General features: G+C 60.9%; 13 protein-coding genes and 1 pseudogene. All 14 read right to left on the bottom strand.

The genetic code is table 11. From position 1 onward, the window contains the following. Nucleotides 1–29: 29 nt before the first annotated feature. On the bottom strand, nucleotides 30–1,295 hold the full coding sequence (gene nuoF, locus PY649_RS27495) for an NADH-quinone oxidoreductase subunit NuoF (protein ID WP_285872046.1): 1,266 nt from the start codon (nucleotides 1,293–1,295) through the stop codon (nucleotides 30–32). 4 nt (nucleotides 1,296–1,299) lie between these two features. Beyond that, nucleotides 1,300–1,812: an NADH-quinone oxidoreductase subunit NuoE gene (nuoE, locus tag PY649_RS27490; RefSeq protein ID WP_285872045.1), complete on the bottom strand. Its 513-nt coding sequence runs from the start codon at nucleotides 1,810–1,812 to the stop codon at nucleotides 1,300–1,302. Nucleotides 1,813–1,829: 17 nt separating this feature from the next. After that, entirely contained in the window at nucleotides 1,830–3,044 is a 1,215-nt protein-coding gene (gene nuoD, locus PY649_RS27485; RefSeq protein ID WP_285872044.1) for an NADH dehydrogenase (quinone) subunit D, read from the bottom strand. A 1-nt stretch (nucleotide 3,045) separates the two neighbouring features. Then, complete coding sequence (locus tag PY649_RS27480; RefSeq protein WP_285872043.1) at nucleotides 3,046–3,609, bottom strand: NADH-quinone oxidoreductase subunit C; 564 nt, start codon at nucleotides 3,607–3,609, stop codon at nucleotides 3,046–3,048. Further along, a complete protein-coding gene (locus tag PY649_RS27475) occupies nucleotides 3,606–4,109 on the bottom strand; it encodes a NuoB/complex I 20 kDa subunit family protein (protein ID WP_104827771.1) in 504 nt (167 codons plus the stop codon). Before PY649_RS27475 ends, PY649_RS27480 begins: the two co-directional genes overlap by 4 nt. Further along, nucleotides 4,097–4,462 carry an NADH-quinone oxidoreductase subunit A gene (locus tag PY649_RS27470; RefSeq protein ID WP_285872042.1) on the bottom strand — a complete coding sequence of 122 codons (366 nt, stop codon included), beginning with the start codon at nucleotides 4,460–4,462 and terminating at the stop codon, nucleotides 4,097–4,099. The genes PY649_RS27475 and PY649_RS27470 overlap by 13 nt, the downstream gene beginning before the upstream one ends. Before the next feature lie 155 nt (nucleotides 4,463–4,617). Next, the gene (locus PY649_RS27465) at nucleotides 4,618–6,057 is read right to left on the bottom strand and encodes an NADH-quinone oxidoreductase subunit N (protein WP_285872041.1); all 1,440 of its coding nucleotides are present in this window, start codon (nucleotides 6,055–6,057) and stop codon (nucleotides 4,618–4,620) included. Further along, nucleotides 6,054–7,529 carry an NADH-quinone oxidoreductase subunit M gene (locus tag PY649_RS27460; protein WP_285872040.1) on the bottom strand — a complete coding sequence of 492 codons (1,476 nt, stop codon included), beginning with the start codon at nucleotides 7,527–7,529 and terminating at the stop codon, nucleotides 6,054–6,056. The genes PY649_RS27465 and PY649_RS27460 overlap by 4 nt, the downstream gene beginning before the upstream one ends. A gap of 9 nt (nucleotides 7,530–7,538) precedes the next feature. Continuing rightward, on the bottom strand, nucleotides 7,539–9,314 hold the full coding sequence (locus PY649_RS27455) for a Na(+)/H(+) antiporter subunit D (RefSeq protein ID WP_285872039.1): 1,776 nt from the start codon (nucleotides 9,312–9,314) through the stop codon (nucleotides 7,539–7,541). Further along, on the bottom strand, nucleotides 9,307–9,561 hold the full coding sequence (locus tag PY649_RS27450; RefSeq protein WP_285872038.1) for a hypothetical protein: 255 nt from the start codon (nucleotides 9,559–9,561) through the stop codon (nucleotides 9,307–9,309). Before PY649_RS27450 ends, PY649_RS27455 begins: the two co-directional genes overlap by 8 nt. Further along, complete coding sequence (locus tag PY649_RS27445) at nucleotides 9,558–11,024, bottom strand: monovalent cation/H+ antiporter subunit D family protein (RefSeq protein ID WP_285872037.1); 1,467 nt, start codon at nucleotides 11,022–11,024, stop codon at nucleotides 9,558–9,560. Before PY649_RS27445 ends, PY649_RS27450 begins: the two co-directional genes overlap by 4 nt. Nucleotides 11,025–11,028: 4 nt before the next feature. Next, nucleotides 11,029–11,331 carry an NADH-quinone oxidoreductase subunit NuoK gene (gene nuoK, locus PY649_RS27440; protein ID WP_285872035.1) on the bottom strand — a complete coding sequence of 101 codons (303 nt, stop codon included), beginning with the start codon at nucleotides 11,329–11,331 and terminating at the stop codon, nucleotides 11,029–11,031. Further along, a complete protein-coding gene (locus PY649_RS27435; protein ID WP_285872034.1) occupies nucleotides 11,331–11,831 on the bottom strand; it encodes an NADH-quinone oxidoreductase subunit J family protein in 501 nt (166 codons plus the stop codon). The genes nuoK and PY649_RS27435 overlap by 1 nt, the downstream gene beginning before the upstream one ends. 322 nt (nucleotides 11,832–12,153) lie before the next feature. Beyond that, nucleotides 12,154–12,288 (bottom strand): annotated as a pseudogene (locus PY649_RS27430) (S-(hydroxymethyl)glutathione dehydrogenase); the annotation flags it as partial.

Here is a 12,288-nt window from a genome sequence, read left to right as displayed (position 1 = left end):
TTCCTCACACCTCTCACCCAAAGCACTATTCAGTGGAAGGGGCATCGGTGCTCCTCGATATGGGTGACGAATTCGGGTTCGAAATGCTCCAGCGCCGCCCTCAGCCCCATGGCCGCACCGTCGCCCAGAGCACAGAAGGTATTGCCGAAAATGCCTTTGCAGAGCGCCTTGAGCTGGTCCAGATCGCCCGGCGCGCCTTGCCCTGCTTCGATCCGGTGCAGCACTTTCACGACCCAGTCCAGCCCCTCGCGGCAGGGCGTACACTTGCCGCAGGACTCATGGTGGAAGAACTCAATGATCCGGGTGGCGACCTTGACCATGCAGGTAGAGTCATCGATCACGATCACCCCGGCCGAGCCGAGCATCGAGCCGACAGCGGCGAGCGAGTCGAAGTCCATTCCCACGTCCAGACCGCGCTCCGGAATCACCGGCGCGGAAACCCCGCCGGGGATAACCGCCTTGATCTTCCGCCCCGGCAGCGCGCCACCGGCGTAGTCCTCGACCAGCTCGCGCAGTGGTATGCCCATCGGCAACTCGTAGAGGCCAGGTCCGCGCACCTGCCCGCTGAGGCAATAAAGCTTCGGTCCGGGGCTCTTGTCCGGCCCGATACCTCGAAACCAGTCCGGCCCCCGCAAAATGATATGCGGCACGCAAACGAGCGTCTCGACATTGTTGATCACGGTCGGGCTGGCATAGAGCCCGGCCACGGCCGGAAATGGCGGTTTCAATCGCGGCTGCGCCCGCTTGCCTTCGAGCGACTCGAGCATGGCAGTCTCCTCGCCGCAGATATAGGCGCCGGCGCCGCAATGGATGTGTATCGCGAAATTAAAGTCCGAGCCCAGGACGCTCCTTCCCAGATAGTGCTTTTCATGAGCCTCGGCGATCGCCCGCTCGAGGTGACGTATCGCCATCACATATTCTCCGCGGACATAGACGTAGGCGGTTTCGGCTCCAATCGCATAGGCGCTGACTGCCAGCCCTTCGATGAGCTGGTGCGGGTCGCGCTCCATGATGATCCGGTCCTTGAAGGTACCCGGCTCGCCCTCATCGGCGTTGCAGCACAGATATTTCGGCCTGCCGGCTTGCTTCGGCACGAAACTCCACTTCATGCCCGTCGGAAATCCGGCGCCGCCGCGACCGCGCAGGTTGGACCGTTTGACGAGGTCGATGACCTCGTCCGGTGTGTACTCGCGCAGCACCTTCGCCAACGCCTGGTAACCCCCGCCGGCCTCATAATTCGACAGCGAGCGGCCGTCGGCAACATCGATGTTTTTGAGAAGAACCGGCTCGAACATAGCGCTACTCTCCCGGCGACTGGACAGAGGCATGATCAACGTTCGTTTCACGCGCCGCTGTCGCGCGGAGGCTGTTCAAGAGCGCGTCTATCCGCGTGACATCGAGCTCGCCGTTGTAATCGTCTCCGACCTGCATCACCGGAGCCATCTCGCAGGCACCGAGGCATTCGACGGTCGAAAGCGTGAACAACCCATCCGCCGTCGTGCCGCCCTTCTTGATCCCGAGGACATCCTCCATATGCCTCAGCAGGGCCTCGGATCCGCACAGCATGCAGGAGACGTTGTCGCAAAGCTGCAGGTGGAACGTCCCCACCGGCTCGGTATGGAAATGGGTGTAGAAGGTCGCAAGTTCGTAAACCCAGATCCGCTCGACTCCAAGAATATCGGCGACCTCTTCGAGCACCGGGCCGGGCAGATGGCCATGTTCCCTCTGCGCGATCAGAAGCGCGGGCATGATCGCCGAGCGCCGGTCGGGATAGCGCACTGCGGCTTCTTCGATCTTTTCGCGCATGGTCATCGCGTCCAAATCCCCTGCTACTTGTCCACCTCCGCCATCACGGGGTCGAGGCTGCCGAGCACGGCGATCATGTCCGCCAGGTAGCGAGCATTAGTGACCCCGAAAAGTCCCTGAAGGTTGACGAACGAGGGTGCCCGCACCTTCATGCGGAACGGCTTTGGCGACCCATCGCTGATGATGTAGAAGCCGAGCTCGCCCTTTGGCGCTTCGATCGCCGAATAGACCTCACCCTTCGGCACGTTAAAGCCGTAGGCCGACAGGTCGAAATGCTGGATGAGCGCCTCCATCGAGCAGTGCACCCGATCCTTGTCCAGCGGGAAGGCGATTGTCGGCATGTCGATCAGGAACCGTCCCTCGGGCATCTGCTCGATGCATTGTTCGATAATCCGGAGGCTTTCGCGCATCTCGTCGACCCGGCATTGCCAGCGCGCGTAGCAATCGCCCTCGTTGCGGGTTATGACGTTGAAATCGAGCCGGTCATAAATCTCGTAGGGCTCGTCGCGACGGATGTCCCAGTCGACTCCGCAAGCACGCAGGTTTGGGCCGCTCAGGCCGAGATCGATGGCGTCCTCGGCGGAGATCACGCCTATTCCTCGCGTGCGCTTCAGGAACACCCTGTTATCTTCGAGCAATCGCTCATAGTCGCGAATCCGGTTCGGGAAGATGTCGCAGAACTCCCTGATCTTGGGAAGGAAACCATCAGGCAGATCTTCGCGCACCCCGCCAACCCTGCAAAAAGAGGTGTGCATGCGCGCGCCGGTAATCATTTCCATCAGGTCCATGATCATTTCGCGCTCGCGCATGGCATAAAGGAGCGCGGTCATGGCGCCCAGGTCCATCGGCAACGCGCCAGTGATCAGGAGATGGCCGGATATCCGCGCCAGCTCGGCCATCATCACGCGGATATATTGCGCCCGCGGCGGCGCCTCTATGCCGAGGAGTTTCTCCACCGCCAGTGCAAAGGCCAGATTGTTCGAAGGCGGGCAGAGATAGTCGAGCCGGTCCGTCAGCGGGAAAATCTGAGTGTAGGTGAAGCTCTCCGCCAGTTTTTCGGTGCCGCGGTGGAGGTAGCCGATATGCGGGTCCACGCGCTCGACATACTCGCCATCCAGCTGGAGGACGAGCCGAAGAACCCCGTGAGTGCTGGGGTGCTGCGGGCCGAGATTGAGAAGCACTTCCTTGGTATTAAGCGCTTCGCCTTCCGGCCTGCTGAGCTCGGTGACTTCAGTCATCTCAACTTTCCGGCGTAGAACGGCCTCCCTGCGGAATGTCCCTGGTGGCGAGGTCAGGCTGTGTTGGCGGCGGACCTTCGGCACCGAAGGGATTCAATTTGTCCTTGTAGCCGCGCAGGGGGAAATCCTTGCGCTGGGGAAAGCCCTGAAAGCCCTCCCACATGTAGATTCGGCGCAGATCGGGATGTCCGTCGAACCCGATGCCGTACATGTCCCAGGCTTCGCGCTCATGCCAGTTGGCCGTGCGCCATACTCCCGTGACCGAGGGAACCCGCGGGGGATCCCCGAGCCGGCACTTGATGCGAACCCGCCATCTGTTGGGAAGCGAATAGAGGTGGTACACCGCCTCGAACCGCGGCGTTTCGGGGTAATGATCGACCCCGCAGATGTCCGAGAGGAAATTGAACTGCAGCGTCGGATGTTCTTTCAGAAACCGGCAGAACTCGACGATCATAGGGGGCGGGACAGCAAAGGCATGAATACCGTGTGCGACGCCGAGGTCCTCGATTGCTCCCCCGAACCGCTCCATGATTAGATCGCGATCGAAAGACTGCTCCGCGCTCATGACGTCGCAACCCGGTCGAGAGGCGTCCCCGCCAACGCTCGGGACCTCTTGATCTTCTCTTGAAGCAGGAGAAAGCCGTGCATCAGCGCCTCAGGCCGCGGCGGACAACCGGGCACATGCACGTCGACGGGCACGAAGGTTTCCGAGCCTTGCACCACGGCGTAGGTGTTATAGACCCCGCCCGAAATAGCGCAGGTGCCCATGGCGATCACCCAACGTGGTTCCGGCATCTGATCATAAAGCCGGCGCACGACAGGCGCGAATTTCCGGGTCACGGTGCCGGCGATGATCATCACGTCGGACTGCCGCGGCGAAGGCCGGAACACCACGCCGAAGCGGTCGAGATCATAGCGAGCGCAGCCCGCCGAAATCATCTCGATGGCGCAACAGGCAATGCCGAAGGTCTCGGGCCACAGCGCCGATCTCCGGCTCCAGCTGATGATGCTGTCGGCTGTGGTGAACAGAACGCTGTCGCGGATTGCATTGTTTACGCCTCCCATTCCAGCGCTCCTTTCAGCCAGGCATAGGCGAAGCCGACAAGCAGCAGCACCATAAAGACGAACATCTCGACATAGCCGACCAGCCCGATCTCTTTGAGGACGACAGCCCAGGGAAAGAGGAACATCGCCTCGACATCGAAGACGACCAGCAGGATCGCGAGAATGAAAAACGGCACCCTGAAACGGCCACCGGCGGCCTCGCCGGCTGCGTCCATGCCGCATTCATAGGGCATGTTCTTCGCCAGATAGGGATTGGACGGACGCAGCAGCGAGGAAACAAACAACGTCACCATCGCCACCAGGACTACTCCGGCGACCATAAAAAGAACCGGCAGGAATTCCATCGCAGTCATGTCGCACTGCACCGATCACCCAGCTAAGGGCTTTCCTCGGGCGGCGACGGACCTCATTTGGGGCCGATTTTGCGGTCGCCCGGAAAGCGACTTGGGCAATCCTTTCCTAACCTCAGAGTTTATTCCGTCAGCCCGATCATTGCAAATCCAATCGATCAGCCGCCGAATACCGAATATTGGGCAAGCCTCAGAAACCACGACGGAAATAGGCCGATACCGATGGTGCCGACGGCGGTAAAGGCGAGCGCGGCGCGCACCATGGGCGTGAGCGCCGGGGCGAAGGCGCGCCCTGGCTCGCGCATATAGATCACCATGACGATACGGATGTAGAAGTAGGCGGCAACGGCACTCAGCAGCACAGCGATCACCGCAAGCGTGACGAAACCTCGTTCGACAAGCGCGACCAGCACGTAGAACTTGGCAAAGAAGCCGGCCGTCGGCGGGATGCCGGCCAGCGAGAAGAGATAGAGCAGCATCAGCAGCGCAAGCCCGGGATGCGACTTGGCCAAACCCGCATAGTCTTCGATGGCCTCGCCCGAAAATTCGGCGTTCCGCATCATGATGACGGTACCGAAAATTCCGAGATTCATGAAAGAGTAGATCAGCAGGTAGAGCATCACGCTGGCGATGCCATCCGGACCACCGGCCACCACGCCGAAAATGGCGAACCCAGCATGGGCGATGCTGGAATAGGCCAGGAGGCGCTTGAAATTATCCTGGACCAGTGCGACGAAACTGCCGAGCGCCATCGTCGCCACCGCCATGACCGCAACGATGATCCAAACGTCGGAGGCTGCGACGAGAGGGTTGAGGAACACGCGCAGGATCACCGCGAACCCCGCCGCCTTGGGGCCAACCGACATGAAGGCGGTGATCGTCGTCGGCGCGCCCTCATAGACGTCCGGCAGCCACATATGGAAGGGGACGGCGCCGACTTTGAAGACGAGCCCCGCGACGATGAACACCACCGCCAGCAGCAATCCTGGATCGAGCGGGTGACCGCTCGCGGCCGCAGCCATCGCGTCCAGTTGCGTCGTTCCGGTAAGCCCGTAGACCAGGGAAACGCCGTAAAGGAAGATCCCGGTCGAGACCGCGCCAAGGATCACATATTTCAGCGCCGCTTCGTTCGACCGACGCTCACGCCGCATAAAGCCGGTCAGCACATAAGTGCAGAGCACCATCAGTTCGAGCCCCACGTAGATCGACAGAAGATCGGTCGCCGAGGCCATGATCATCATTCCCGAAAGCGCAAAGAGCAGCAGAACATAATATTCGCTGTTCTCGATCCCCTCGATGTCGGCATATTTTCGCGAAAGGAGGAATGTCAGAATGGTGGCCAGGTAGAAGACGAGCTTGAAGAAAACCGAAAAGCGATCGGCGACGAACATGCCCGCATAGGCCGGCCGCACCTCGCCCGCCAGCATGAGCGTCGCAATCGCGGCGATCAGTACGACCGCGATGGAAGCCCAGACAAGGAGATATTGCTGCTCCTTACGCACAAACTGTCCCAGGATCAGCAGGATACAAGCCCCCGTGACCACCACGATCTCGGGTATGCTCGCCAGGATCGACTGAAAGAGCATGGCGTTGGTCATTGGCCGCTCCCCTTGGCGTGCACCTGCGCCAACAGATGCTGCACGGAGCCATCGATGATGCTGAGGAAGGGTTTCGGATAGAACCCGACCCAAAGCACGAAGACTGCCAACGGCAAGATCGCGACCATTTCGCGGGCATTCACGTCGCGTACCTTGAACTGGAAACCGACGCTGGGCGGACCAAGTGCGACTTTCCCATACATACCGAGCAGATAGGCCGCCCCCAGCAAAGCACCCAGAATGGCAGCCGCGCCGGCGGCCAGGTTCGCCGCAAACCCGCCGGACAGCACCAACAGCTCACCCACGAAAGAATTCGTTCCCGGTAGCGCCATCGACGACAGGGTGAACAGCGCAAGAAACGCGGTATAGACGGGCGCTAGCTTCATCAACCCGCCATAATCCGCAATGCTGCGCGTATGGGTCCGCTCATAGATCAAGCCGACGAAGAGGAACAACGCGCCCGTCGTTACGCCATGATTGAACATTTGCAGAATGCCGCCCTCGAGTCCGCGGAGGTTCAGCGCGAAAATCCCGAGCGTCACGAAGCCCATGTGGCTGATGCTGGAATAGGCCACCAGCTTCTTCAGATCGTCCTGCGCCAGCGCCAGCAACCCGCCATAGACGATCGCAAGCGCCGAAAGCAGGAGCATCAGCGGCGAATAATAGACCGATGCTGCCGGCAGCATCGGCAGGGAGAACCGCAGGAATCCGTAGGCGCCCATCTTCAGGAGCACGCCGGCGAGGATGATGCTGCCTGCCGTCGGTGCCTGCACATGGGCGTCCGGCAACCAGGTGTGGGCCGGCACCATCGGCACCTTGACCGCGAAGGCGACTAGGAAGGCGAAGAAGAGCCAGGACTGAACCTGGAACGGCAAATCCTGCGCTGTCAGGGCGAGGATGTCGAAAGTCTTGCCGCTGTGCAGATAGAGCACGATGACACCGATCAGGAAGAGAAGGCTGCCCGCCAACGTATAGAGAAAGAATTTGAACGCCGCGTAGAACCGTCCCTCGCCGCCCCAGACGCCGATGATCAGGTACATCGGGATCAGCATTGCCTCCCAGAAGACGTAGAACAAGAACAGGTCGAGCGCGCAGAATACGCCCAGCATCAGCGTCTGCATGACCAGCAGGCTGATCATGAACTCCTTGACCTTGCGGTCGATCGCGACCCACGAGGCAAGCACGCAGATCCAACCCAAGAGGGCGGTCAGGAACACGAAGAGCACGCTGATCCCGTCGACTCCGAGCGCATAGGTGATCCCTAGTGCAGGCACCCACGGGCGCGTCTCGGTGAACTGCATCGCGCTGCTGGTGGTGTCGAAGCTAGCCAGCATGACGATGCAGAAAACGAGATCCAAGAGGGTGACGCCCAGCGCAGCCCAGCGCACCGCATCTTCGCCGCGCAGAAACATCAGAACCGCGGCCCCGACAGCAGGCGTGAATACGATGAAGGTAAGGAGCGGGAATGCCATGGCACCCCCTTACCGCCACGCCACTGCGAAGACGACAATGGCTGCGGTCACGCCGACGATCATCGCCAGCGCATAATGGGTGACGACGCCGGTTTGGAGCTGCCGCAGCCGCCCGCCGCTACGCAGGATCGAGCGGGCAACACCGTTCACGACAGCGTCGACGCCGGTGAGATCGATCCGCAGTCCCGCCCGTGCCGCGCCATGCAGGAAGGGCAGCGCCGCGGTCTCGGACAGGTCGCTCACCGCCTTTTCATAGCGCGCGAAAGGTTTATCGGCGAGCCACATGAAACCGCGCGCTGCTTTGCGATAGAACCAGTCGGTATCGAGGCTGATCGTGTTCTCGGGATCAAGCGCCTTGAGGAAGAGCACGAATCCCAGGGCAGTGAACATCAGCAGGCCGAGGCTCTCCATGACATGGAGGCCGGTGTAGGGTTGGAAATCGACCGGATAGGGCAAAAGCGCATAGAGCGGCTGGGGGAACACGCCGATCGCAATACACAGCACCGCCGCCATGGCCATCGCAATCAGCATGTTGCGCGGCGGCTCCCGCGCCTCCAGTTGCCGATCCGTGCCAAAAAACATGTAGTACGGGAGCTTGAGGCCGGTATGCAGGAACGTCCCGGACGATGCCATCGTCAGCGCCAGCACCACCAGCGCACGATGATCCTCTCCGGCCGCGGCTATCACCATCGATTTGGTGACAAAGCCCGAGAAGAACGGAAATGCCGAGATCGCGAAAGCGCCGACCATGTAGAGTGCCACCGTCAATGGCATGGTCTTGTAGAGCCCGCCGAGTTCGGTGAGCTTGCGCCGCCCGGTGACGTGGATCACCGCGCCGGCGCCCATGAAGAGCAGCGCCTTGTAGAGAATATGCGCGAAGGCATGGCTGGCGGCACCATTCACCGCCATCTCGGTCCCGATGCCGATCCCCGCCACCATGTAGCCCACCTGGCTGACAATGTGATAGGCAAGAAGCCGCCGGCAATCATTCTCCAGCACCGCATAAATGACGCCGTAAAGCGCCATTATGGTGCCGAGCCAGACCAGAAGCTCGGTGCCCGGAAACGCACGCGCCAGGACATAGACTGCGGTTTTGGTGGTGAAGGCGCTCATGAACACCGCTCCGGTGACGGTCGCCTCCGGATAGGCATCGGTCAGCCAGGCGTTGAGCGGCGGCACCGCCGCATTGAGGATGAAACCGGCGAGGATCAGATAGGCGCCGACGTCCATCCCACTTTCGATCGGCCCCCGCCCCATTGGGCCAAAGAGCAGCGAGCCGGTAGCGAGCCCGTGGAGAATGATGCCGCCGAGCAGAACGACGCCGCCGGTGATATGGACCATGAGATACCGGAACCCCGCCCGGATCGCCGGCCCGCCGCGTTGCGCGAAAACCAGGTAGGCAGAAGCGAATGCCATGGCTTCCCAGAACATGTAGAGGGTCAGGTAGTCGCCGGCGAACACCACACCGAGCGCGCCGCCGACATAGATGAAGGCCGCCACATGCTGGCCGGCGTCCGTCAGGTGCAGTGCATAGACCGTGCCGATCAGCGCCATGATGGTGAAAACGGTGGCAAAGACGATGCTCAGCTTGTCGACCTTCGCGATCAGGAGTTCCTGCCCGATGAACCGCACCTCGCCATAGCTGCCGGGCTGCATCGTGAGCACGGCGAGGATCGCGAGCGTGGGGATCAGCAGCAGGTAGGCCTTGCGGATCGACCCGCCGAGGAACGGGATCGGCAGAGCACCGAGTATGAAGAGCAGAGCCGGATGGACGAAGTCAGTCATAATAATCCTCGCGCCGCATCAGCCCGACCCGGTGGCCGAGAAACTTGGAAACGAAGATGAGCACTATGCAGGAGACGAAGCCGTAGACAGCGGACCAGCCAGGCACGCGATCCCACAGATATTCGGCATTTTCCCGGGAGACCAGAAAGTCAGCAGCAACGATCAGAATGAGCACCAGATAGAACAGCCGGCGCCGCGGCCTCGCATATTCTTCGTCGCCAAAGAAGTGGATGACATGCTTGATCATTTGACCACTCCATCCGCCAGGGTGAGGAAATAGCCGGGAAAGATGCCCATCAGCACCGACAGGATGGCAGTCGCGACGAGCGGGATCGTGACCATCGGAATTTCACGGATCGTCGTTGTCGGGCTCTCCTGCGCCTCCGTCCCGAAAAAGGCGGCGTAGCTGACCGGCAGGAAATAGGCTGCATTCAGGACCGAACTCATCAGGAGCACGACCACGAACGCGATCTGCCCGGCCTCCACGGAGCCCATAGTCAGATACCATTTGCTGATGAAGCCCGCCGTCGGCGGTATCCCGATCATGCTCAGCGAAGCGATGAAAAACGCGCCCATCGTCCAGGGCAGCCGGCGGCCGATGCCCGCCATGTCGCTGATGTTTCGCTTGCCGGATGCGCAGTAGATCGACCCGGCGCAGAAAAAGAGCGTGATCTTCGAGAATGCGTGCGCGGCCATGTGGATAATCCCGCCGACCATTGCGACCGGCGAAAGCAGAACTGCGCCCAGCACGATGTAGGAGAGCTGGCTAACGGTTGAATAGGCAAGCCTCGCCTTAAGGTCGTCCCGCGTCAGAGCGTAGATCGACGCCATCAGGATCGTGAAGGAGACCAGATAGGCGGTGGCGATGCCGAGGCCCAGCTCCCCGACCAGCCGGACGCCGAAGACATGGAAAACCACCCGCAGCAGGCAAAATACGCCCATCTTGACGACGGCGACTGCATGCAAGAGCGCGCTGACCGGCGTCGGCGCCACCATCGCAGCAGGCAGCCAGGCGTGCATCGGCATCACCGCCGCCTTGGCGAAGCCGAAGAGATAGCAAAAATAGACCACCGTCAGCAGTGCCGCCGAGGCATTGACGCCCGCCAACAGCCCCCCTTGCACAAAATCGAGCGACCCCGCAATGGAGTAGGTCAGCGCCAGCGCGGCGAGCAAGATGCTTTTCGAGGCTCCCACCAAATAGACGATGTACTTGCGGGCGCCCTTCCATGCCTCTTCGTCCTCGTGGTGATAGACGAGCGGATAGGTAACGAGGCTGAGCGCCTCGTAGAATATGACCAGCGTGAACAGATTGGCGGCGAAGGCGCCCCCGACAGCCGCCGCAAGGCTGGTGGCGAAGCAGGCGAAGAACCGGGTCTGCGCATGCTCGTTCAGGTGCCGCATATAGCCGATGGAATAGATCGCGGCCACGATCCACAGAAGCGAAGAGATGGTGGCGAATACCATGCCGAGCGCGTCGGCCCTGAAAGCGAACTCGACCCCCGGCAGAATCTCGAACAAGCGCAAATCGACGGTCCCGCCCGCGAGTACCGTGGGGGCCATCGAGGCAACAATCGCGAACAGGACGACCGCGGCCAATGGCGAGACGAGATCGCGAAGTTTCTCGCGGTTGTTCAGAAACAGTATTATCAGGGCCGCCAGGCCGGGGACGGCGACGGCAAGCAGTGGCCGGATCGATGTCACCGGGTCCAAGCCGCTATCCTTTCATCATGGTCACGTCGTCGACCTTGAGGGTGGATTTGTTCCGCACAAGGGCAACCAGGATGCCGAGGGCGACGGCGACCTCCGCTGCGGTGATGGCGATGACGAAGATCGCGAAAATCTGCCCGCGGAAATCGTTGTACTGACGCCCGAAAGCGATGAAATTGATGTTGACCGAGTTGAGCAGCAGCTCCAGCGACATCAGCACGACCAGAATATTGCGCCGAAGCAACACGCCTGCCGCTCCGATCACGAACAGGACCACGCCGAGCAAAATATACCACCAGAGCGGAACCATCACCCCGACTCCTTGCGCGCCAGAACAATGGCGCCGATCAGAGCCGCCAGCAGAATGACGGAGGCGACTTCGAACGGCAGAAGATAGTCGGCAAAAAGTGTCGTGCTGAGCTGCCTGATTTGATCGCCGCCGCCCGTGGCGACGGGCTCCGTGACCGAAAAGCGACCGCTCCGGAGCACCAGCACAAGCATCTCAATCCCGAGCAGGACGAGCAGCACCAGAGCTGACAGATTGCCGCCCGGCAAGAACCGCTGCAACACCGCTTCGCGCACGTCGATCATCATGATCACGAACAGGAACAGGACCATGATCGCGCCGACATAGACAAAGATCTGGATGACCGCGAGCAGCGGCGCCCCGAGTAGCACGAAGATTGCGGAGATCTGCAGGAAACAGGCCATCAGCGCCAATGCGCTGTGAACCGGATTCCGCGCCACGACCACCATTACGGCCGCGATCACGGACACCGTGGCGAACAGAAGAAAAAACCCCTGATCCATCGACGCGACCCTCCCACGCGAGCTCTCACGCGGCGCGAGACGGCCGGATTTGAGACAGCTCCGCACTTCAGGTGCATTCGTAAATTGTGCCCTAGTATTGGATATTTAACAAGATTGTTATCGTTGACGACGCAATCGCGCGAGGCCTGAATGCGCCGAAAGACGCCTCGGAAGCCGGCTAAGCACATATTGGGAGCAAAATGGCCGCTCAGCCCCGCGGTTATGGTTCGCGAGACTGAGCGACAGTGTGAACTTATCGGCCTTGGATCGAGCTATCGCGACAGGCAGTTTCTCGTCCTGTTTTCCCGGTTCGCTGCAGCACTCAATACAGCACCACGCTGCGGATGCTTTCCCCCGCATGCATCAGCTCGAAGCCCTTGTTGATGTCTTCGAGCGGCATGGTGTGGGTGATCATCGGGTCGATCTGGATCTTGCCTTCCATGTACCAGTCGACGAT

Source organism: Rhizobium mayense, assembly GCF_030272705.1.
In the GTDB taxonomy this organism is placed as follows: Bacteria; Pseudomonadota; Alphaproteobacteria; order Rhizobiales; family Rhizobiaceae; genus Rhizobium; species Rhizobium mayense.
The sequence above is the reverse complement of the archived record's forward strand: the minus strand, read 5'-3'. Positions and strand labels throughout refer to the sequence as shown.